Here is a 21,557-nt window from a genome sequence, read left to right as displayed (position 1 = left end):
GCATCGCGCGGCGCGGCGCCGACGAACGGTCCGCGGGGACGCTAGTGTCCGACTCGGGACACTAGGCGCCGACGCGGAAGCGCGCGAACGCCTGGAGCGTCACGCCTGCCTCGTTGAGCACCTGCTGCACGGTCTTCTTCTGGTCCTTCGCGAACGCCTGCTCCACGACGACGTTCTCCTTGAAGAACCCGTTGACCCGGCCCTCGACGATCTTCGGCAGCGCGGCCTCCGGCTTGCCCTCTTCACGGGAGGTCTCCTCGGCCAGGCGCCGCTCGTTCTCCACGACCTCGCTCGGCACGTCGTCGCGGGTCAGGTACTTCGGCGCGAAGGCGGCGATGTGCTGGGCGATGTCCTTGGCGGTCTGCGCGCTCGGCTTGTCCAGCTGCACCAGCACGCCGACCTGCGCGGGCAGGTCCGGGGAGGTCTTGTGCAGGTACGCCGCGACGTAGCCGCCCTGGAAGCCGGCGAAACGGCGCAGTTCGATCTTCTCGCCGAGAGTGGCGTTCGCCTCGTCGACGAACTCCTGCACGGTCTTGCCGGTGGTCGGGAAGGTCGAGGCCAGCAGTGCCGGGACCTCGGCCGGTCCGGTGGCCGCGACGTGCGCCAGCAGTTCGGCGGCGACCTGCTGGAAACGCTCGCCCTTGGCGACGAAGTCGGTCTCGCAGTTGAGCTCCAGCAGGGTGCCGGTGCTGTTGTCTTCCGCGATCTGCGCGGTGACCAGGCCGTTGCTGGCCGAGCGGCCCTCGCGCTTGGTGACGCCCTTGAGGCCCTTGACGCGCAGGTACTCGACGGCCTTGTCGAAGTCGCCGCCGGACTCCTCCAGCGCCTTCTTGCAGTCCATCATGCCCGCGGCGGTCAGCTCGCGCAGCCGCTTGACGTCGGCGGTGGTGTAGTTCGCCATGCTGCTTGTCCCTCGCTTGGCGCCCGCGCGGCGGCTGCGTTCAGCAGCCGGATGCGGGCTGGATTACGTGTGGTGGTCTCGGTGGCGGGAAGAACCGCGGCGCCGCGCGGTCCGGTCGGCACTGCGCCGACCGGACCGGCCGCGGACCGGTAGGCGTCACGCCTCGGTGGCGTCCGCGCCCTCAGCGCCCTGCTCGGCGGCCGGGGCGGCCTCGGCAGCCACTTCGGCGACGGGCTCGGGCTCGGATGCGGCCTCGGCGGCGGGCTGCGCCTCAGCGGCGGGCTCAGCCGCGGCCTGCGCCTCGACGGCGGGCTTCGCACCTTCGGCGTTCTCGCCGACCAGCAGTTCCTTCTCCCAGGCGGCCAGCGGCTCGCCGGAGCCGACCTCGCCGGCCGCGGCGCCCTCGGTGGCGGCCGCGGCCGCGCCGGAGCGGGCGATCAGGCCGTCGGCCACGGCGTCCGCGACCACCCGGGTGAGCAGCGCCACCGAGCGGATGGCGTCGTCGTTGCCGGGGATCTTGTAGTCGACCTCGTCCGGGTCGCAGTTGGTGTCCAGGATCGCCACGACCGGGATGCGCAGCTTGCGCGCCTCGCCGACGGCGATGTGCTCCTTCTTGGTGTCCACGATCCACACCGCGGACGGGACCTTCTGCATGTCCCGGATGCCGCCGAGGGTGCGCTCCAGCTTGTCCTTCTCGCGGCGCAGGACCAGCAGTTCCTTCTTGGTCATGCCGGAGCCGGCCACGTCGTCGAAGTCGATCTCCTCGAGCTCCTTGAGCCGCTGGAGCCGCTTGTGCACGGTGGAGAAGTTGGTGAGCATGCCGCCGAGCCAACGCTGGTTGACGTAGGGCATGCCGACCCGGGTCGCCTGCTCGGCCACGGCCTCCTGGGCCTGCTTCTTGGTGCCGACGAACAGTACAGTGCCGCCGTGCGCGACCGTGGCCTTGATGAATTCGTAGGCCCGGTCGATGTACGACAGCGACTGCTGAAGGTCGATGATGTAGATGCCGTTGCGCTCGGTGAAGATGTAGCGCTTCATCTTCGGGTTCCAGCGCCGGGTCTGATGCCCGAAGTGCACGCCGCTTTCAAGAAGCTGGCGCATGGTGACGACGGCCATGGCCGTGTCCTCCTCGATCTCGTCCGGTTTGCGCGCGGCCGGCGGCCGCGCTCCTGGTGTCTGGACGGACCGCCGCGCCGCGGACACGCGCCGTGCAGGCGGGTGCAGCGGACCGGACGGCTGTCGTGTCGGAGCGACCGCGGGGTTCGAAGGCGAACACGCGGACGTCCCGTTTCCGGACACGCGAAGTCGGCCCGCCACAGCGGGCCGCGAGGCAAGTTTACCCGGTCCGCGCGGTACCGCCGCTCAGTCATCCAGGGGACGGGCCGGCCGGCACTCGGACGGGTTCGAGGCGCAGGCGCACCAGCCCGACGAGCAGCAGCGGATCGTAGTACCTGACCGCGTGGCCGTGCCCCGTGAGCAGGCCCCAGTGCAGGCACGCGGAGGCAGCGCAGTGTCCCGCGGCCAGCGTGCCGAGCGCAGATCCCGCGCTGACCACGTCCCCGACGTGAACCGACGGCGTCACCGGTTCGTAGCTGGTGCGCAACGCACCGTGCGAGACGACCACGACGCCGCGGCCGGAAAGCGTCCCCGCGAACACCACCGTCCCGGGCCCGGCTGCGAGCACCCGCTGCGCACCAGCGGCGGCAAGATCCACGCCGCGGTGGCCACGCAGCCACCGTAACGCCGGCGGGGAGAACGGCCGCACCACTCGCGGCGCGGCTGCGCCGGGCCCGGCCAGCGGCCACCGCCACAGCGATCCGACCACAGCGGATCGCGGCGAGGTACCGGACGCGGGAATCGAAGGCGCGTTCGCCGCGGAGAACAACAGCACGATGAGGACGAGGATCTTCATGGGACCAGCGTGGTGCGCCGCTGCGGCGGTCCGCCGGGCTTTGCGCAGACTGTGGATAACTTCCGCGGGGCGGTTCCTACCGCACGCGGCGCTGGCCTCGCACACCGAAGAGCACCAGCGTCAAGGCGCTCTCGATGAGCGCGGCCGGATCCGCTCCGGCGTCGATGCGCTTCGCGGCGCCGTCCACCGCTCCCTGCAACACCGCCGCGGCAGCGCGCGGGTCCGGGTGCCCGAGCCGCCGCAGCGAGCCGACGACCAGGTCGACCAGCATGCCGTGCGCGGCGCGGATGCGCTCGCGGGCCGGGCCGTCGAGTTCGAGCACGGACAGGGAGAGCAGACCGCGGTGGCCGGGCTGAGCCACCAGCTCCAGTTGCCGCCGCACGTAGGCCGCGATCTGCCGTTCCGGCGTCGGCTGCGCGAGCATCACCCCCCTGATGTCGGCCACCGCGGCGGGGAAGTCCTCGACGGCCAGCGCCTCGACCACGTCGGCGCGGGACTTGAAATACTCGTACACCGAGGAACGGGCCAGACCGGCCCGCTCGGCCAGGGCGGCGAAGGTGAGCGCGGCCATCCCGCCGTCGGCGAGTAGGTCCCTGGCCGCATCCAGAAGCGCCGTGCGCTGCATCGTGCGATGCTCGGCGACGGTCGGAGCCTTGATCCTGGGCACCACTCCAGACTAGTCGAGCCGGTCGCGCACCGGAGCCTGTTGCGTGCAATCGCCAGTGGTCGGACGTTCGAAGCTCCGGTCAGCGCAGTTCAGCCAGCCGGGTGCGCAGCGTCAACACCGCTTTCGCGTGAATCTGGCAGACCCGGCTCTCGGTGACGCCGAGCACCCCGCCGATCTCGGCGAGCGTCATCCCCTCGAAGTAGTAGAGGGTCACCACGGTCTTCTCCCGATCCGGCAGCGTGTTGACGGCGCGGGCCAGCAGGTGCCTGGTCTCCCGGCTCTCGTATGCCTCGACCGGGTCATCCGCGGTCAGGTCCTCCAGGGTCTCCACCAGGCTGAGCCGGTCGCCGTCCCCGGTGGACAGGGTCAGCACCTCGTCGAGGGCCAGGACGTTGATGAGGGAGAGCCGGGAGAAGATGTGGTGCAACTCGCCCAGCGTGATGCCCATCTCGGCGGCGATCTGACGTTCGGTCGGGGTGCGCCCGAGCTTGTGCTCCAACCGCACCGAGGCCTGCTCGATCTCCCGGGCCTTCTGCCGCAGCGAGCGCGGGATCCAGTCCAACGCGCGCAACTCGTCGATGATCGCGCCGCGGATCCGGTTGATCGCGTAGGTCTCGAACTTGATCGACCGGTCCGGCTCGAAGCGCTCGATCGCGTCGATCAGCCCGAAAATGCCATAGGAGACGAAATCGGCGTGGTCCACGGTGCCCGACAGCCCGACGGAGACTCGGCCGGCGACGTATTTCACCAGCGGCGAGTAATGCAGGATCAGCCGTTCCCTCAGCCGTTGATCGCCGGTGGCCTTGAACTCGGCCCACAGCTCGTCGAGGGCGGCGCGGGGCCGCGCGGCGGTGTCCGCGTCGTCGTAGACGGTCTCATGGACCTGGCTTTCCTTGGCCATCACTCGCCTTGATCCACTCAACCACGCGATCTTTCTCAAGCCGGCGATCCTGCGCCCCACTGCCTCAGCCGCAAGCCGAGCGTAGCGTAACCACAACGATCTCTACGGTAACCACTTCCGAGCCCGCTCGATCAGGTGAGGCGCGCCGAATGCGGTACACAGGCTGGTTTTGTGCATCGTCAGTGGCCGCGTACCGACACCCAGCCTCCTCCCGATTTCGCGACACGCCCGCAGGCAGCCAGTCGCCCGAGCGCGGCGAACACGGCGTCAGGTCCGAGGCCGGTGGCCCGAGCGAGCGCGACGACGTCGGCGCCCGCGCTCGTCTTCGCCGTACCCGTCTGTGCGCCGAAAAGCGCTTCCAGCACCAGTTCCTCGACCGGGTCGGCCGGCTCGGCGGAGGCGGCACGCCCGGGACGGGCGCGAGTACGGGCGCGGCCGACGGCCGGCGGCTCATCCGATGTGTCCGCCGCCCTCGCCCGCGACGGGCGCGCGGGTGTCGGCGGCGCGTCCGCGAGATTCGCACAGGCCTCCTGAACCTGCGCGGCGGTCGCGACCAGAATCGCCCCGTCCCGGATCAACTCATGTGCGCCCACCGACTGCTCGCTGGTCACCGGACCGGGCACGGCCATCACGGCCCGGCCGAGTTCCCCCGCCAGACGCGCGGTGAGCAGCGAGCCGCTGCGCCGGGCCGCCTCCACTACCACCGTGCCGACACCCAGGGCGGCGATCAGCCGGTTGCGGTGCAGGAACCTGAACCGTGTGGGGGCCGCGCCAGGAGGAAGCTCGGAGAGCACGGCCCCGCGCTGCGCGATCGCGCGCAGCAAACTCTCATGGACGCGCGGATAGACCCGGTCGATCCCGCAGGCGAGCACGGCGATGGTCGAACCGCCGACCGCGAGGGCCCCGCGGTGCGCGGCGGCGTCGATGCCGATCGCCGCGCCGGAGACCACGCACGCCCCGGCCGAGGCCAGATCGGCGCCGAGCAGCCCGGCGACGTGGGAGCCGTACCCGCTGCAGGCCCGCGCCCCGACGATGGAAAGCGGCTGAGGGTGCGCAGCGTCGTCGCCGCGCGCCGTCGTCTCGGCGCACCAGTTTCCGGCGACCCACAGCCCGATCGGCCGCTGCGGGCCGAGATCGTCGAGCCGCGCGGGCCAGTCCCGGTCCAGCGGGGTGACGAACCGGGCCCCGACTGCCTCCGCGGCGGCCAGCCCCGCCTCCACCCGGCCGGGTTCCAGCCGCAGCCGCAACCCGGCACAGCGGTCGGCCAGTCGGTCGCGGCGCGCCGGGTCGGCATCGAGATCGGGCAGCTGGCCCGCGCGGATCGCCGCGAGCACGCGCCGCGGGCCGTGCGCCTCCAGCAGCCGGCCGAGGTGCTGGTCGGCCGGTTCCACGGCGTGGTTGAGCGCGAGCCGGGCGAGCCGGTCGGCCTGCGTCTGCTGTTCATGTGACGGCATGGCGGTCGCGGCCCCTCATCAACCGGAGGCCAGGCTGACGGAGCCGAGCCGGAAGCCCAGGGCGGTGTCCACCGCCGCCCGGTCCGGCCGGTCCAGGCCGGCCAGATCGGCGACCGTCCAGGCGACACGGATGACCCGGTCCAGCCCCCGGGCGCTCAGTGTCCCGGCGCGCAGCGCCCGTTCCGCGGTAACCAGCGCGTCCACGGCCAGCGGCCATTGGTTGCGCAGCACCTGGCCGGGCACCTGCGCGTTGCAGTTCCACGGTGTGTCGGCGAGGCGGCGCACCGCGCGTTCCCTCGCCAGCGCGACCCGCTGCGCGACCGCTGCGGTGCACTCGCCGCCTTGACCGCCGGCCGCCGCGTCGAGCAGTTCGCCCGGCCCGACCGGCGTCACGTCGACCCGCAGGTCGATCCGGTCGAGCAGCGGACCCGAGATCCGCGCCAGATACGCGATGCGCTGTCTCGGCGCGCAGGTGCACGACGCCAGCGCGCTGCCCGCACGGCCGCACGGGCACGGGTTGGCCGCGCCGACGAGCAGGAACTGGGCCGGGAAGCGGGCGATTCCGCTGGTGCGGGCGATCGCCACCTCGCCGCACTCGATCGGCTCGCGCAGCGCGTCCAGCGCGCCGCGGCTGAACTCAGGCATCTCGTCCAGGAAGAGCACCCCGCGGTGCGCTCTGCTCACGGCGCCGGGCCGCGGCTGCCCGGAACCTCCGCCGACCATCGCGGCGACCGTCGCCGAATGGTGGACCGTGCAGAAGGGCGGGCGGGTGATCAGCGGGCGGTGCGGCGGGAGGGTGCCGCTGAGCGAGTGGATCGCCGAGACTTCGAGCGCGGCCTGCGTGTCGAGCGGCGGCAGGATGCCCGGCAGCCGCTTGGCGAGCATGGTCTTGCCGGCCCCGGGCGTACCGCACAGGAAAAGGTGGTGGCCTCCGGCGGCACTGAGCTCCAGAGCGCGACGCGCCTCGTACTGGCCGACCACCTCGGACAGGTCGGGTTCGAAGCCGGGATCAACCGCCGGCGGCCCGTCCGCGGGCAGCGTCGCGAGCTCCACGGCGGGAAGGCCGGGCGGGTCGGCCGGCACCTCCCGCCCGTTGGCCAGCGCCACCAACTGCCGCAGGGAACGCAGGCCGGTGACCTTGATCCCGGCGACCTGCGCGGCCTCCTCGGCGTTCGCGTCGGCGACGAAGACGCGGTTCAGGCCGGACCGAGCCGCGGCGACGACGCACGGCAGCACCCCGCGGATCGGGCGCACGCGGCCGTCCAGTCCCAGTTCTGCGAGGAAGACCGCGTCGTCCAGCGCGCACTGGCTGATCGCCCCGGTGGCGCGCAGCACCGCGTAGGCGATCGCGACATCGAACCCGGAGCCCTGCTTGCGGATCCAGGCCGGGGAAAGGCTGACCGTCAGCACCGCCTGCGGCCAGTCGATGCCGGAGTTCAGCGCGGCCGCGCGCACCCGGTCGCGCGCCTCGTTGAGTACGGAGTCGGGCAGGCCGATCAGGGTGAATTTCGGCAGGCCGCCGGCCGCGTGCGCCTCGACCTCGATCGGGGTGCCGCGCAGGCCGAGCAGCCCGATGCACCAGGCGCGGCCGAAGCCGGTCATCGCCGCGCTCCCCGCGCGCGGGAGGGGGACCAGCGAACGGGGGACATCAGGCCACCCCGACAAGGTGGTCGAGGCTGCGCAGCTGATACGGCGGACGCGCGGCGGTGCGGATCGCGATCACGTCGATGCGCAACACCGTGGCGCGCTGAAGCGGCGGCGGCCCGCCGCGCTGGTGTTCGCGCAGCCAGCGGGCCGCCAGCAGGCGCAGCCTGGCGGCCTTCTCCCGGGTGACCGCCTGGACCGGATGCGCCAGCAGGTCCCCCGACCGCGTCTTGACCTCGCAGGCCACCACCGTGCGCCGGTAGCGCGCAATCAGGTCGAGCTCACCGCGCAGATCCGGATCCCGGCACACCCAGTTGCGGTCGAGCAGCTGATAGCCCGCGCCGAGCAGATACTGCGCCGCGGCCTCCTCGCCGTAGCGGCCGAGCCAGTGGCCCCACAGTCCCGTCCCACGACCGCCCGCGCCGCGCCGCCCGCCGCCGGTGCCGCCCGCACGCGGCCGGCCTTCGGATACAACGTCCGTCCTCATCGTCCTCGACTCCGCATCTCCCAGTGGACCCGGCAGCTGCCGGCGCCGGAACCGTCCGGCAAGATCCACGATGCGGGATCAGGAACGTCGAAGGGATGGAAAATTCTCAGGTTGTGGATAACTCGGCGCGGGCGGCTCCGGGTCGGCCAGACATCGCTGCCCTGCCGACCCCGAAGCCGACCCCGAAGCCGACCCCGAAAGACCGGCTCCCGGGCGCCGGCTCCGAGCGCCGACTCGACTCCGGGCAGCTGCTGGAGAACTCTGGCTTCGCTGCCGCCCGCGCGGGCGCGGCCGCCGGTCAGTCCGTCGGGACCTCAAGGTCCGTCTTGGCCAACTCCTCCACGTTGACGTCCTTGAACGTCACGACCTTCACGTTCTTCACGAAGCGGGCCGGGCGGTACATGTCCCAGACCCACGCGTCGGACATGGTGACCTCGAAATAGACCTCGCCGTCGGCCGAGCGGACGTCCAGGTCGACGTGGTTGGTGAGGTAGAACCGCCGCTCCGTCTCCACGACGTAACGGAAGAGCCCGACTACGTCCCGGTACTCCCGGTAGAGCTGAAGCTCCATCTCGGTCTCGTACTTCTCGAGATCCTCGGCGCTCATTGCCGCGCTCCCCTAAAGGTCCAGTCGAGCCCGTGAACGGTCTTCGGCGACGACGCCGAAGTCCAGGAGATCGCCCTGGGCGGCCTGGGCGCTCCCCTCCTCATTCTGACCCACAATCGCCGCGACGGTGCCCTGCCGCAAGACCGTCCCCTCAGGTGCCTTTCGCACACTCGCCGCAGCCACGTTCACGTAACTGCGCCGATGCTCGGGGCACGGCCCGTGCTCGTCGAGCGCGGCCTGGTGGGCCGCCGTCGAATAGCCCTTGTGAGCTGCGAAGCCGTAGACCGGGTGGCACTGGTGCAGTTGCACCATGATCCGGTCCCGGGTGACCTTCGCGATGACGGAGGCCGCTGCGATACAGGCGGCGAGCCGGTCGCCCTTGACCACCGCCCGGCTGGGCACAGCGACGCCGGGCACCGCGAATCCGTCGAACAGCACCAAGCCGGGCCGAGCCGAGAGACCGGCGACGGCGTCGCGCAAGGCCGCGTAGTTGGCCTGTTGCACGCCGACACGATCCACCTGCGCGGCCGGAACGACCGACACGGCCCACACCGCGCCCGCGACTAGCTGCTCGTAGACGCGATCGCGGGCGGCCGGGGTCATCAGCTTCGAGTCGTTCAGGCCCGCCGGGCGCAGATCCGGCGGAAGGATGACCGCTCCGGCGACCAGCGGGCCCGCGCAGGCGCCGCGCCCGGCCTCGTCCGCTCCGGCGACCGCGGCGATGCCGTGGACGCGCAATGCCTGCTCGTACGCGTACAGGTCCTGCCCGCCGCCGAGTATCGGAGGCAGCGGGATGCCCAGATCGAGAGGCTGCTGGAGCGCTGACACGTAATCAGGTTACCTACTGGTGCGCCGGGTCGACCTTTCGGGCCAGCTTGCGAAGCTTGCGGCGCCTCCGCAGCAGCGCCACAGGCAGCGCGCCGACCGTCGCCGCGGCCGGAATGCCACCGGGCGCGGACAACGCGGACAGACCCGTCTGCTTGAACGTGTTAGGCACCGGCAGCGTGCCCCAATGGCTGATCGGCCAGATGATCACATCGGCCCGCCCCACCACCGCGCTGACCGGGATGGTGCCGCCGTTGAGCCCCTGGTGAGCGCGCGAGTCCTCGGAGACGCCACGGTGGTCGCCCATGACCCACAGCCGCCCCTGCGGCACCGTGATGTCAAAGGTGCCGTCCGGGCCTGATTGCGCCTGGTCGCCCGGGAACAGGTAGGTCTCGTCCAGAGGTGCGCCGTTGACCGTGATCTGGCCTTGCGCGTTGCAGCACACCACGTGGTCCCCGCCGACCCCGATCACCCGCTTGATCAGGTCGCCGTTGTCCTGCGGCAGCACGCCGACGAAAGTGAGCGTCTTGGTCAGCCAGTTGCCGCTGGTGCTGGTCTCGTCCGGGAGGAGCCAGCCGCCCGGGTCCTGGAAGACGACCACCTGGCCGCGCTGGGGTTGCCCGCCGAGCCAGACCGAGGCCCGGTTGACCAGCACCCGGTCGCCGATCGCGAGGGTGTTCTGCATCGAACCGCTCGGAATGAAGAACGCCTGCACGAGGAAGGTCTTGATCAGGAAGGCCAGGAAAAGCGCGAAGACGACCAGGAACGGCAGTTCCACGATGAACGGCCGCGGCTTCTTCGGGAACAGGAAGCGCCAGACCACGACGAACGGCAGGAACACCCATCCGAGCGCGGAGCTCGGCTTCCAAGCGGCGGACTGCTGGTCGGAGTCCGGCCGCGCCTGATCCGGTTCCCCGGCCCCGGCCGCGGCACCCTCGGCCTCGGGGTGGGCGCCGGCTCCAGGTGTGGGCTGCTGTTCAGCGGCCGAGAGATCCCGGTCCGGCGCCTCGGCGGCGTAGCCGTCCTGAGCCGGGTAGCCTGCCTCGCCGCCGCTTCCGCCCGAGCCGTTCCCCTCGGCTCCGCGCCCACCGGTCACCGTCCCGGGCTGCCCCTGCGCGCCCAGTGCGTCCGGTCTGTCCAATGCCACTTCGCAACCTCGTGTCTGTTAGGAGCAGTATCGACCGCGCCCGCCGCATCCAGCGCCGGCCCAGCAGCCGCACCGGGAACGCCCCGAGGAGCGCCGCGGCGGCAGGCAGCGCCGGAGCCGACGGAATCCCGGCCAACGCCTTCTGGTGAAAAGTAGCCGGAACACCCAGCCCTCCGGCCCGGCTCGGCGGCCAGATCAACACGAACGCGTGACCCACCACGTCGCTGATTGGCACAGTACCGTCCGATCCGCCGGTCATGTGGTACCTCGAGTCGGCCGAGTCCCCGCGGTTGTCGCCCATGACCCAGATCCGGCCGGGTTTCACGGTCACGTCGAAGCGGATCGTCGAGGGCTGCGCCCTCGGGAACAGATAGCCGGTCTCTTCCAACGGTACGCTGTTGACGGTGATGCGCCCCTGGGCGTCGCAGCACACCACCCGGTCTCCGGGCACGCCGATCACCCGTTTGATCAGGTCGTGCTCGTTGCCGGCCGGCAGCAGCCCGACGAAGGTGAACACGTCCTTCACACCGCGTACGACCGCGTTGCCGCTGGTCGGCGTGGCAGTGCCGTCCAGCCAGCCGCCGGGGTCGTGGAAGACCACGATCTGCCCGCGCTGCGGCTGGGCGCCGAACCACGGGGAGAACTTGTTCACCAGCACCCGGTCGCCCGGCAGGATGGTGTTCTGCATCGACTGGGACGGGATGAAGAACGCCTGCACCATGAAGGTCTTGATACCTAAGGCGAGTAGGAGCGCGATACCGAGCAGGATGGGAATCTCCCGCCACAGCCGGATCGGCTTGAGCCGGCGTCGCCGCCCCTTCGCCACGCCGGTCCTCCAGTCGCCTCGCACCGCGCCGCGCGCAGGTGTCGCCGGTTTCGCAGACTACCGATTCCGCCTGAAGAAAGGCGAACACCCCCGGTTCCCGAGGGTACCGAGGGTGACACGGGAAAAGTAGGCCGCCGGTTCCGGCGGGCCCGCACTACCGGGCGTAGTCGACCTTCTCCTTGATCTTCGCCTTCTTGCCGCGCAGGTCGCGCAGGTAGTACAGCTTGGCCCGGCGCACATCGCCGCGGGTGACGACCTCGATCTTCTCGATCACCGGGGTGTGCACGGGGAAGGTCCGCTCCACGCCGACGCCGAAGCTGATCTTGCGCACCGTGAAGGTCTCACGCACGCCGGCACCCTGGCGGCGGATCACCGCGCCCTTGAACACCTGGATCCGGGAGCGGTTGCCCTCCACGACCCGGACGTGCACGTTGAGCGTGTCGCCGGGCCCGAAGGCCGGCAGGTCGGAGCGCAGCGACTGCAAGTCGAGCGCGTCTAGCTTCTGCATCGTGGTCTCCTCGCGGGTGCCACAGGTCACCCACGGCTTCGTCGGTCGGCGTGATCGTCGGGTCACGACCGTGTGCGCGCTTCGCTCCCCCCATGGCAGGAGTGGCGCGGACCGCGGCATGGCGCGGCAGGTCGAGCCGACGGGTCAGTGTCTCACGCGGGGGGCTGATCGGTGAAATCGCCGCCGGCCGCCGCCGGGACGGTGCCGTCGGGTACGACGCGGTCCGCTTCGACCCGCCAGCCGAGCGCCGCGAGCGCGAGACGGTCCCGCTTGTCGAGCGCCGCCGGGTCGAGCCGGGCGAGCAACTCGGGACGGTGCGCCGCGGTGCGGGCGAAAGCCTGCTCGCGCCGCCAGCGCGCGATCGCGCCGTGGTTGCCGGAGGTCAGGATCTCGGGCACGGTGCGCCCGCGCCACTCGGCCGGCTTGGTGTAGGCCGGGCCCTCCAGCAGGCTCTCCATCGCACCGGCGGCGAAGGAGTCGTCGCGGGCCGACTCCGCGTTGCCCAGGACGCCGGGCAGCAGCCGCCCGATCGCCTCGACCATCACCAGGACCGCCACCTCTCCGCCTGCCAGCACGTAGTCGCCGATGGAGAGCTCCTCCACCGCCATACGCTCGGCGGCCGCGTCGATGACGCGCCGGTCGATGCCTTCGTAACGCCCGCAGGCGAAGATCAACCACGGCGACTCGGCAAGCTGCGCCGCTTTGGCCTGGGTGAACGGGCGGCCGCTGGGCGTCGGCACGACCAGGGTGGGCGGCAGCTCGGGCGATTCCGGGGGGACGTCGGCGAGGACCGCGTCGAGCGCCTCGCCCCACGGTTCGGGCTTCATCACCATGCCGGGCCCGCCGCCGTACGGCGTGTCGTCCACCGTGCGGTGCACGTCGTGAGTCCAGTCGCGCAGGTCGTGCGCGCGGATGTCGAGCAGCCCGCGGTCGGCCGCCTTGCCGATGAGCGAGACGCCCAGCGGTGCCAGATACTCCGGGAAGATCGTGATGACGTCGACGCGCATACGCCCGTCCGGTCCCGCGCCGGCTCAGGCGTCCGCCGCGGCGGAGCGCGGCGGGTCGGCCAGTTCGAGCAGGCCGGCCGGCGGGTCGACCAGCACGGTGCCCTCATCCAGATCGACCTCGGGCACGATCTCCTCGACGAAGGGGATCAGCACCTCGCGCCCGTCCGGCCGGGTGACCGCGAACACGTCCTGGGTGGGCAGATGCAGCATCTCGGCCACGATGCCGACCTCGCGGGCGTCCACGGTGACCACGCGCAGGCCGACGAGCTGATGGTCGTAGAACTCGTCGGGGTCGTCCGGCAGCTCGTCCGGGTCGGCCTCGATGGAGAGCATGGTGTTGCGCAGGCCCTCGGCGGCGGTGCGGTCCTCGACGCCCTCGAACCGCAGCACGAGGCGGCCGCCCTGCACCCGTGCGGTGGCGACCGTCAGCGGGCCGCGCCGGGCCGGATCGGTATCCAGCACGGCGCCCGGGGCGAAGCGCTCCTCGGGGTCGTCGGTGCGCACCTCGACGGTGACCTCGCCGCGAAGGCCGTGCGCCTTCCCGATACGCCCGACGACGAGCCGCAGCGTCTCGCGCGGCCCGTCGCCGGGTTGTTCGTTCGCCGTCATGTGCTCGGCAGGCATGCGGTCCGCGCGCTCAACGGTAGCCGGGCGCTTCGACCAGGTCGATGCGGACCGCTCGGCCCTCGATCGCGCCGATCACGGTTCGCAGCGCCCTGGCGGTGCGGCCCTGGCGCCCGATGACCTTGCCCAGGTCGTCGGGATGCACCCGGACCTCGAGGATCCGGCCGCGGCGCAGCGCGCGATCCCGGACGACGACCTCGTCCGGGTGCTCGACGATGCCCTTGACCAGGTGCTCCAGCGCCTCTTCCAGCATCGGCTCAGGCCTCGTCGCCCGCGGGGGCCTCGGCGGACTTGGCGGGCTCCTCGGCCGGCTTGTCGGCCGGCTTGTCGGCAGGCTTCTCCGAGCGCTTGCGCGAGGCGGTGGTGGCCGCCTTCGGCTCGTTCTCGGCCTCCTTGGCGGCCGCCTCGAACAGCGCCTTGCGGTCCGCCTTCGGCTTCGCGGTCTTCATGGGCGGCGGGGCGGGCAGGCCCTTGAACTTCTGCCAGTCGCCGGTCACGCGCAGGATCGCGGCCACGGACTCGGTCGGCTGCGCGCCGACGCTGAGCCAGTACTGCACACGGTCCGAATCCACCGCGATGAAGGACGGGTCCTCCTTCGGGTGGTACTTGCCGATCTCCTCGATCGCACGGCCGTCCCGCTTGGTGCGGGCGTCGGCGACGACGATGCGGTACTGAGGCGTGCGGATCTTGCCCAGACGCTTCAGCTTGATCTTGACTGCCACGGGAGCGGGATCTCCTGGATTCTCAATTCGGGTGGGTGGCCGAGCCGCCGCGTGGGGATTGCGGCTTTCCGGCCTCCCGGCGGACGCGGAGCCGGCGGAGAGAGGGGCCGCGCGGTCCGAGTACTCGACCTGCCATTCTGCCAGACCGCGAGGGGTGCGTTTGACCAAACCGCGCGACGGCCGCCCGACACGCCGCTCAGCCGAGCAGTTTCTTGAACTCGTCCGGCAGTTCGAAGTCGCCGCCGGGCTCCGGCAGCTGCGGCAGCACCGGTCCGGCGGCCGCGCGCTGCGCCTTGGCCTGCTCCTCCGCGGCCCGCTTGACCGGGTTGCCCGAGCGGCTGCGCGCCTTCTTGCGCGCGGCCTGTGCGGTGGCCTTCTGCTTCGCCGACATCCGGCGGCCGCCGCCGGGACCGAAGCCGGGGATCCCCGGAATGCCGCCTCGGGTCATCGTGCGCATCGCCTTCTGCGCCTCGAAGAACCGCTCGACCAGGTTGTTGACCGCGGAGACCGACACCCCGGAGCCGCGGGCGATGCGGGCGCGGCGCGAGCCGTTGAGGATCTTCGGGTCCTGCCGCTCGGCCGGGGTCATCGAGCGGATGATCGCGCTGACCCGGTCGATCTCCTTCTCGTCGATCTGGTTGAGCTGCTGGCGCATCTCCGCCATGCCGGGCAGCATGCCCAGGATCTTCTGCATGGAGCCGAGCTTGCGCAGCTGCTCCATCTGGGAGAGGAAGTCGTCCAGGGTGAACTGGTCCCCGCCCATGATCTTGCGGGCCATCTGCTCGGCCTGCTGCGCGTCGAAGGTGCGCTCGGCCTGCTCGATGAGCGAAAGCACGTCGCCCATGCCCAGGATCCGCGAGGCCATCCGGTCCGGGTGGAAGACGTCGAAGTCGTCGAGCTTCTCGCCGTTGGAGGCGAACATCACCTGGCGGCCGGTCATCTGCGCCACGGAGAGCGCCGCGCCGCCGCGCGCGTCTCCGTCCAGCTTGGTGAGCACCACGCCGTCGAAGCCGACGCCGTCGAGGAACGCCTGTGCGGTGGCCACCGCGTCCTGGCCGATCATCGCGTCGACGACGAAGAGGATCTCGTCCGGGCCGACCGCGTCGCGGATGTCGGCCGCCTGCCGCATCAGCTCGGCGTCGATGCCGAGGCGGCCGGCCGTGTCGACGACCACCACGTCGTACATTTTGTCGCGGGCGTGCTGGAGCGAGTCCCGCGCGACCTTGATCGGGTCCCCACTGTGGCCGTCTGTGGGCGTCCTGCCCGTGGCATTGCCCGGTTCGGGGGCGAAGACCGCGACCCCGGCCCGTTCGCCGACCACCTGCAGCTGTGTGACCGCGTTGGGGCGCTGGAGGTCGGCCGCGACCAGCAGCGGGCTGTGTCCCTGGCCCTTGAGCCAGTGGCCGAGCTTGCCCGCGAGCGTCGTCTTGCCGGAGCCCTGCAGGCCCGCGAGCATGATCACAGTAGGCGGCCGCTTGGCGAATCTGATCCGGCGGGTCTGCCCGCCGAGGATCGAGATCAGCTCCTCGTTGACGATCTTGACGACCTGCTGGGCCGGGTTGAGCGCCTGGGAGACCTCGGCCCCTAGCGAGCGCTGCTTGACCGCGGCGACGAACTGGCGCACCGCGGGCAGCGCGACGTCCGCCTCCAGCAGCGCGATGCGGATCTCGCGGCAGGTGGCGTCGATGTCCTGTTCGGACAGGCGGCCCTTGCCACGCAGGGACTTGAACGTCGCTGCCAAGCGGTCGGAAAGCGTGTCGAACACGGCGCAGTCAGATCCTCGCTGCGTTGAAGGGACTGGGTCTGGTGTGTCAAGCGTATCCGCTGGCGCCTCTCGAAAGCGCCGGGTCGGCGGCGCGAAGTCGACCAACGTGCCGATACCCGTGGTCAGGCGAACGCCACCGCCCGCCGGATCGGCGCCGGCGCAGCGTGCCAGACGAGCCCGCGGCACCACGAAGCCGCGAGGCTTTCGAGATCCGGGTGAGCGCGGAGTTGTCGGTACCTTCGCCTATGGTGATGGTCAGTCAAGCAGAGAGGTCGGTGGCGGCCATGGCGCCGAACCGGTACGCCGGTGCATGCAAGACCTGCGGGGAGACGGTGCCCGAGCAGGGCGGCGAGCTGCGCAAGGACGCGGGCGCGTGGGTCGTTTACCACACCGCGTGCCTGCCGGCTCCCGCTGCCGTCTGGCATACCGGACTGCTCGGTTCTTATGACTGCGAGACGACCGGCACCGATCCGTTCACCGCGCGACTGGTCTCAGCGGCCTTCATCACTTCGACCGGGGAGCGGTACGAGTTCCTGGTGGACCCGGGGGTGGAGATCCCGGCGGAAGCGGCCGCGGTACACGGCATCAGCACCGAACACGCCCGCGCGCACGGGTCCGCGCCGGCGGCGGCGCTGGAGCGGATCGCCACGCTGCTGGCCGGGCACCTGGCCGCCGGGGCGCCGCTCGTGGTGTTCAACGCGCCCTACGACCTGACGCTGCTCGAGGCCGAGTTGGCGCGGCACGGGCTGCGGGCGCTGCGGGATCGCGTCCCGGCGGTGGCGCCGATCGTGGACCCGCTGATCATCGACAGGGCGATGGACCGGTACCGCAAGGGCAGCCGCACGCTGGAGTCGCAGTGCGCGCACTACGGGGTGGTGATCGAGAACGCCCACGACGCCTGCGCGGACGCGGTCGCCGCTCTGGGTGTCGCGCGGGCGCAGGCGGTGCGCTACCCGGAGGTGGCCGAGGCCGCGCTGTCCGACCTGCACGCCCGTCAGGTGGCGTGGAAGGCCGCGGCGGAGGCAGATTTCGCCGAGTACAAGGCGCGGCGCGGCGAGCCCCACACGCCCGAGCCCGGCTGGCCGATCCGGATCCGTCACGCGCCGCAGATGCTGCGTCCGGAGATCTCCGCCGCCGGGTGAGCGCGTCACGGGGCGAAAGCGCTCAGCCGTCCGAGCGCCTGCGGTGCAGCGTGAAGGATTCCAGCGGTGCGATTGCGCCGTCCGGCTGCGCGACCGTGTAGTAGGTCACGCGGATCGAGGTCTGCCCGCCGGGCCGGTTGCCGGGGTCGACCTCGAAGGCGGCGAAGCCGTAGGGGTGGGTCAGGTCGCGGAAGGCCGACCAGACGGCCTGTTCGAAGACGTAGGTGGGCGTCTTCTTGCCGTTGGCGCCTGGTGCGCCCACCGCCGTGATGACCTTGCCGGTGCCGTCCGTGAAGAACTTGGAGTTGGACGGCGAGTTCGTGCCGCCGCCGCCCAGCACCATGTGCACGGTGCCCTGTCCGGTGTCGATGTGGCCGGTGTTCGCGGACACCGGTTCCGGAGTCAACGTCTCGGAACCGGGTATCACGCCGCGCACCGCGAGCGAGCGCTCGTAGTCGTGCTCGTGCCCGCACAACACCAGATCCACCTCGTAGCGGTCGAACAGCGGTCCCCAGTTGAGCCGGATGCCCAGGTCAGCGCCGTTCGCGTCCGAGGAGCTGACCATCACCTGGTGCATGCAGACCACGATCCAGTCGATCTGCCGCGAGGAGCGCGCCGCCTTCAACTGCCGCTCCAGCCAGGCCCGCTGCTCGCCGCCGCTATAGCCGCTGACATACGCGTCGCCGGCGTCCTGCAGCGCGACGTCGTCGTTCTGTAGCACGATCACTCGCACACCGCAGACGGTGAACGCGTACCACAGGCCGTTCCAGTCGGCGGAGCCGTTGCCGGGCAGGGCGAACCGGGTGAGATACGCCTGGTAGCCGATCAGGCCGTTGCCTCGCTCGTTCTCGTGGTTGCCGGCGGCCGGCATCCAGGGCCGGTAGCGGGTCGAGCGGGTGTTGTTCGCGAAGAACGAGTTCCAGGTGCGTACACGGTCGTCGGAGAGGTTGGCGTAGCAGAGGTCTCCGTTGAGCAGGTGGAAGAGCGGCCGTACCTGTTCGATGCCGTACACGATGTCGGCCGCGGCGGGTGATGCCAGGCCGCTGATGCCGGCGCTGTATGTGCCCGATCCGGCTCCCGGCAGCCAGGCGACGGAAGGCACCGACTGGTCACCGAAGCTGGTGAAGGTAAACGGTGCACGGCCGGTCGGCGCGGTACGGAAGGTGCCCGCGTCTGGCAGCGCCCCGTCAGCAAGCGCCGCGTAGATGTAGGTCGTGTCAGGGCGCAGGTCGGTCAGCTGTGCATGGTGCACATACACTTCGCGGGTGCTGGCGGCGTCGATGTAGGTGCGCGTCTCGGCCCTGACTTCGTGACCGAAGCCGCCGTCCGCTGTGCCGTACCGCACCCGGGCCTTGGCAACCGGCGTGACTGTAGACCAGGACACGTACATCTCACGGCACGGGTCCGCCCCGAAGGTCAGGTGCAGCCCGTCGACCGGCGGCGCGCCGAGCCGCTCGGGCTGGCGCCACAGCAGCGCGGAGGTGACCGGCTCGGAGGCTGCGGACGTGGGCGGCTCGGAGGCTGCGTTCGCGGACACGGCCGGTCCCGTCGACGTGCCGGCCAGGGCGCCGCCGACCACGGCCGCGCGCAACGCCGAGCGGCGACTGAAACCGGTGCCGGGCTCGGACGCGTCGATCCCGGACGCGTCGCTTTCGGGCGCGTTGATCTCCGCGACTGAAGTCCGTGCGGCGGCGGTAGCAGGACTCGTGCGTTCCACGGGACGCCTCCTGGCGGGACGACAGGGCCGGTTCGTGCCCGGCTCGATTCGACTCGCCGCGACGCTATCCCGCGCTCTGGCTCTCGGCGTGAACGCGGCGTGAAGCGCCGCCAAACTGCGCTACGACGCCAATGCCGCCCGGATCTCCCGCGCCACCTTCTGATCCTCTTCGGGGCTCAACCGCGCACCGTCCGGACCGGTGAGGTAGAAGACATCGATCGCCTCCGCGCCGAGGGTGGCGACGCGAGCCGTGTAGATGTCGGCCCCTGACTGGGCGATCGCGGCCGCGACGCGGTACAGCAGTCCCGGGGTGTCGCCCGCGCGGACCTCGATCACGGTGGCCACCGCGGAGGCGTCTTCGAGCACCGCGACAGAAGGCGGGGGCGCGAGCCGGGCCCGGCCGGTGGGCCGATGGTCCGCCTCGCGCGAGGCCATCCGCGCGGCCAGATCGAGCCGCCCGCCGAGCGCCGCCCGCAGATCGGTGCGCAGCCGCGCGATGTCGGGCAACTCGCCGTATTCGGCCGCGACCGTCCAGCGCTGCACCGCCCAGGGCCGCGGCTCCGGTCCGAGTGCGGCGCCGCCGTCCTGGCCCGCCGCCGCGCTCAACCCGACGGTCTCGACCTCAGCCGCGAGGATGCGCACGTGACGCAGGCTCAGCACACCGGCCACGGTCGCGAGCACACCGATCTGGTCCGGCAGCGCGACATCGAGCCGGGCCACTCCGGTCGCGCCCGGGGCCAGGGCCAGCACCGCGAGCCGGTCCGGCGCCGCGGCCGCGCGCTGGGCGAGCGCGGAGCCGTCGAAGCCCGGGGCTGTCGCGGGCGCCTGGCCGGCGAGGTGCGCACGCGCCCGCTCGGCCAGACCGGACAGCAGCGCCTCGCGCCAGCGGCTCCACACGGCGGGTCCGGTCGCCTCGGAATCGGCCTCGGTCAGCGCGTGCAGCAGCGCGACGAACTCGGCCGCGTCCACCGAACCGCCGGGCACGTCGGCCGCCGCCAGCAGTGCGTCCAGCGTCGCCGGGTCGTCCGGGTCGCGGTTGACCGCGAGTTGCGCGAGCAGAAGATGATGGCGGACCAGCGCGACGAGCACCGCGCTGTCGGACGCGTTGAACCCGAGGCGTGGCGCGAGCTGCGCGACCAGTCCGGCTCCGGCCTCGCTGTGGTCCAGCGCCGCACCGTGTTCGTCATGCAGCCCCTTGCCAAGGTCGTGGCAGACCGCTGCGACGAGCAGCAGGTCCGGTCGGGCGACGCGTCGGGTGCGCCTGGCCGCCTGCACCGCCGTCTGCACCGAGTGCCGATCGACCGTATGTATGTGCAGAGCGTTGCGTTGGGGAAGGGACCGCGTGCGTTCCCACTCGGGCAGCAAACGGCTGAGCAGCCCGGTACGGTCCAGCGCCTCCCACACGGGGACGAGCCCCGGACCCGCGCCGAGCAGGCGCACGAACTCCTCACGTGCGGCACGCGGCCAAGGCGTCGGCAGTGGTGCGGCGTCCTCGGTGAGACGGCGAAGCGCTGCGGGGGCGAGCGGCAGTCCCGCCGCCGCGGCGGCGGCCGCGGCCCGCAGCAGCAGCACCGGATCGCGCGCCGGGTCGGCGGCCAGTGCGAGCGTCGCCTCTCCGTCCGCGGCGACTACACCGTCCGCGAGCGGAGTTCGCTGCGCCGCGGCGCGCCGGCCGGACCGGGAGCGCTGGGCCAGAACCTGGTCGATGCGCCGCCACGCCACGTCGCAGGCGTAGGCGATCGTGCGCGCGGCGTCGGCCACCTCCGCGAGCAGGCCGTCCGCGCCGCCGGCCAGGCCGAGTTGCGCCGCCACCTCGTCCTGCTCCTGCAGAAGCAGCCGGTCGGCGGCGCGGCCGGTACTGATGTGCAGCGCGGCGCGCACGTCGAGCAGCCGCGCGCGCGCCGCTTCGGGTTCGCCGTGCGGGATGTCGGCGAGCCAGGAAGCCGAGATCGCGGTCAGGGCGTACGCGTCGCGCAGTCCACCGATCGCCTCCTTGAGGTCGCCTTCGAGGCGGTAGGCAAGCTCACCGTGCAGCTCAAGGCGCTCGGCGCGCGCCGCCCTGACCTCGGGCAGCCTCTTGTCCGCCCGAGAACGCCAGTCGGCCAGCGTCGTGGCACGCAGCTGTGCGGTCAGGGTCGGGTCGCCGACGACGTGACGTGCCGTCAGCAGGCCGAGCGCGACCGGCAGGTCGTCGCGGGCGACCGCGCGCGCCTCGTTGACGGTGCGCACCGAGTGGTCCAGCTTTACCTTCGCGTCCCAGACCGGGTACCAGACCGCGTCAGCGAGTGCGGCGATAAGGGCCGCCGGGTGTGAGCCGTCGTGCAGGAGCAGGACGTCGAGGTCGCTGCCGGGGCACAGTTCCGCGCGTCCGTAGCCGCCGACCGCGACCAGGGCGAGGCCGGGGACGTGTGCCTCGGACGTGCCCTGGACTGTCCCCGTCAGGCCGGCCTCCGCGAGGGCGCCGCGCAGCAGTGCGGTGAGCCATTCGTCGGCCGCCTGCGCGAGAGCCGCGCGCAACTTCTGGCCGCGCAAACCGGAGTCGATCAGCTCGGTGCGCTGCTCGGCGTATCCCATCGAAGCTCTCCCGCTCGGTTCGTCGATTCGGCCGGGCCGTCGTCCCGGGCCGGCCACAGCGCACGCATGCGCGGGCGGAGACCCGGCCAGGTCTCCGCCCGCGGTCGTGCAACTGCTTCAGAGGACG

General features: G+C 71.7%; 21 protein-coding genes. 1 reads left to right on the top strand and 20 read right to left on the bottom strand.

Translation table 11 applies throughout. From position 1 onward, the window contains the following. Positions 1 to 61: 61 nt before the first annotated feature. The 18 genes from tsf to ffh all read right to left on the bottom strand — a co-directional run bounded on the left by tsf (position 62) and on the right by ffh (position 15,997). The gene (gene tsf, locus KGA66_RS07260; protein WP_211465935.1) at positions 62 to 901 is read right to left on the bottom strand and encodes a translation elongation factor Ts; all 840 of its coding nucleotides are present in this window, start codon (positions 899 to 901) and stop codon (positions 62 to 64) included. A gap of 156 nt (positions 902 to 1,057) precedes the next feature. Then, positions 1,058 to 2,017 (bottom strand): 30S ribosomal protein S2, encoded by a 960-nt coding sequence (rpsB, locus tag KGA66_RS07255; RefSeq protein ID WP_211465933.1) that lies wholly within the window; start codon positions 2,015 to 2,017, stop codon positions 1,058 to 1,060. 250 nt (positions 2,018 to 2,267) lie between these two features. Next, a complete protein-coding gene (locus tag KGA66_RS07250; RefSeq protein ID WP_211465931.1) occupies positions 2,268 to 2,813 on the bottom strand; it encodes a murein hydrolase activator EnvC family protein in 546 nt (181 codons plus the stop codon). 76 nt (positions 2,814 to 2,889) lie between these two features. Then, entirely contained in the window at positions 2,890 to 3,480 is a 591-nt protein-coding gene (locus tag KGA66_RS07245; RefSeq protein ID WP_312886800.1) for a TetR/AcrR family transcriptional regulator, read from the bottom strand. 79 nt (positions 3,481 to 3,559) lie between these two features. After that, positions 3,560 to 4,381 (bottom strand): RNA polymerase sigma factor WhiG, encoded by an 822-nt coding sequence (gene whiG / locus KGA66_RS07240; protein ID WP_211465929.1) that lies wholly within the window; start codon positions 4,379 to 4,381, stop codon positions 3,560 to 3,562. A 179-nt stretch (positions 4,382 to 4,560) separates the two neighbouring features. Beyond that, positions 4,561 to 5,835: a DNA-processing protein DprA gene (gene dprA / locus KGA66_RS07235; protein WP_211465927.1), complete on the bottom strand. Its 1,275-nt coding sequence runs from the start codon at positions 5,833 to 5,835 to the stop codon at positions 4,561 to 4,563. An 18-nt stretch (positions 5,836 to 5,853) separates the two neighbouring features. Next, entirely contained in the window at positions 5,854 to 7,437 is a 1,584-nt protein-coding gene (locus KGA66_RS07230; protein ID WP_211465925.1) for a YifB family Mg chelatase-like AAA ATPase, read from the bottom strand. 46 nt (positions 7,438 to 7,483) lie between these two features. Next, positions 7,484 to 7,966 carry a YraN family protein gene (locus KGA66_RS07225; RefSeq protein ID WP_211465923.1) on the bottom strand — a complete coding sequence of 161 codons (483 nt, stop codon included), beginning with the start codon at positions 7,964 to 7,966 and terminating at the stop codon, positions 7,484 to 7,486. A gap of 298 nt (positions 7,967 to 8,264) precedes the next feature. Further along, positions 8,265 to 8,573: a DUF2469 domain-containing protein gene (locus tag KGA66_RS07220; RefSeq protein WP_211465921.1), complete on the bottom strand. Its 309-nt coding sequence runs from the start codon at positions 8,571 to 8,573 to the stop codon at positions 8,265 to 8,267. Positions 8,574 to 8,585: 12 nt separating this feature from the next. Next, complete coding sequence (gene rnhB, locus KGA66_RS07215; RefSeq protein ID WP_438822019.1) at positions 8,586 to 9,362, bottom strand: ribonuclease HII; 777 nt, start codon at positions 9,360 to 9,362, stop codon at positions 8,586 to 8,588. 52 nt (positions 9,363 to 9,414) lie between these two features. Beyond that, entirely contained in the window at positions 9,415 to 10,494 is a 1,080-nt protein-coding gene (lepB, locus tag KGA66_RS07210) for a signal peptidase I (protein WP_211465919.1), read from the bottom strand. Beyond that, positions 10,376 to 11,371, bottom strand: coding sequence for a signal peptidase I (gene lepB / locus KGA66_RS07205; RefSeq protein ID WP_211465916.1), 996 nt, complete (start codon positions 11,369 to 11,371; stop codon positions 10,376 to 10,378). Before lepB (KGA66_RS07205) ends, lepB (KGA66_RS07210) begins: the two co-directional genes overlap by 119 nt. A 154-nt stretch (positions 11,372 to 11,525) precedes the next feature. Then, positions 11,526 to 11,879 (bottom strand): 50S ribosomal protein L19, encoded by a 354-nt coding sequence (gene rplS / locus KGA66_RS07200; RefSeq protein ID WP_211465915.1) that lies wholly within the window; start codon positions 11,877 to 11,879, stop codon positions 11,526 to 11,528. 152 nt (positions 11,880 to 12,031) lie between these two features. Next, complete coding sequence (trmD, locus tag KGA66_RS07195) at positions 12,032 to 12,886, bottom strand: tRNA (guanosine(37)-N1)-methyltransferase TrmD (protein ID WP_211465914.1); 855 nt, start codon at positions 12,884 to 12,886, stop codon at positions 12,032 to 12,034. A 24-nt stretch (positions 12,887 to 12,910) separates the two neighbouring features. Then, positions 12,911 to 13,453: a ribosome maturation factor RimM gene (gene rimM / locus KGA66_RS07190; protein ID WP_369015829.1), complete on the bottom strand. Its 543-nt coding sequence runs from the start codon at positions 13,451 to 13,453 to the stop codon at positions 12,911 to 12,913. A 70-nt stretch (positions 13,454 to 13,523) separates the two neighbouring features. Next, positions 13,524 to 13,763 (bottom strand): RNA-binding protein, encoded by a 240-nt coding sequence (locus KGA66_RS07185; RefSeq protein ID WP_211465912.1) that lies wholly within the window; start codon positions 13,761 to 13,763, stop codon positions 13,524 to 13,526. A gap of 4 nt (positions 13,764 to 13,767) precedes the next feature. Next, positions 13,768 to 14,232, bottom strand: coding sequence for a 30S ribosomal protein S16 (gene rpsP / locus KGA66_RS07180; protein ID WP_211465911.1), 465 nt, complete (start codon positions 14,230 to 14,232; stop codon positions 13,768 to 13,770). A gap of 196 nt (positions 14,233 to 14,428) precedes the next feature. Then, positions 14,429 to 15,997 carry a signal recognition particle protein gene (gene ffh / locus KGA66_RS07175; protein WP_211465909.1) on the bottom strand — a complete coding sequence of 523 codons (1,569 nt, stop codon included), beginning with the start codon at positions 15,995 to 15,997 and terminating at the stop codon, positions 14,429 to 14,431. Positions 15,998 to 16,281: 284 nt separating this feature from the next. Here ffh and KGA66_RS07170 point away from each other — a divergent pair, with 284 nt between their 5' ends. Further along, positions 16,282 to 17,139 (top strand): exonuclease domain-containing protein, encoded by an 858-nt coding sequence (locus tag KGA66_RS07170; RefSeq protein ID WP_211465907.1) that lies wholly within the window; start codon positions 16,282 to 16,284, stop codon positions 17,137 to 17,139. A 22-nt stretch (positions 17,140 to 17,161) separates the two neighbouring features. Here the strand turns inward: KGA66_RS07170 and KGA66_RS07165 are convergent, their stop codons facing one another. Together KGA66_RS07165 and KGA66_RS07160 are read right to left on the bottom strand one after the other, a co-directional pair. Beyond that, positions 17,162 to 18,775 (bottom strand): purple acid phosphatase family protein, encoded by a 1,614-nt coding sequence (locus tag KGA66_RS07165; RefSeq protein WP_211466002.1) that lies wholly within the window; start codon positions 18,773 to 18,775, stop codon positions 17,162 to 17,164. A 201-nt stretch (positions 18,776 to 18,976) separates the two neighbouring features. Further along, positions 18,977 to 21,430, bottom strand: coding sequence for a [protein-PII] uridylyltransferase (locus KGA66_RS07160; RefSeq protein WP_211465906.1), 2,454 nt, complete (start codon positions 21,428 to 21,430; stop codon positions 18,977 to 18,979). Positions 21,431 to 21,557: the final 127 nt, after the last annotated feature.

This window comes from Actinocrinis puniceicyclus (assembly GCF_018283645.1).
Lineage (GTDB): Bacteria > Actinomycetota > Actinomycetes > Streptomycetales > Catenulisporaceae > Actinocrinis > Actinocrinis puniceicyclus.
This window is presented reverse-complemented; position numbering and strand designations above follow the sequence as displayed.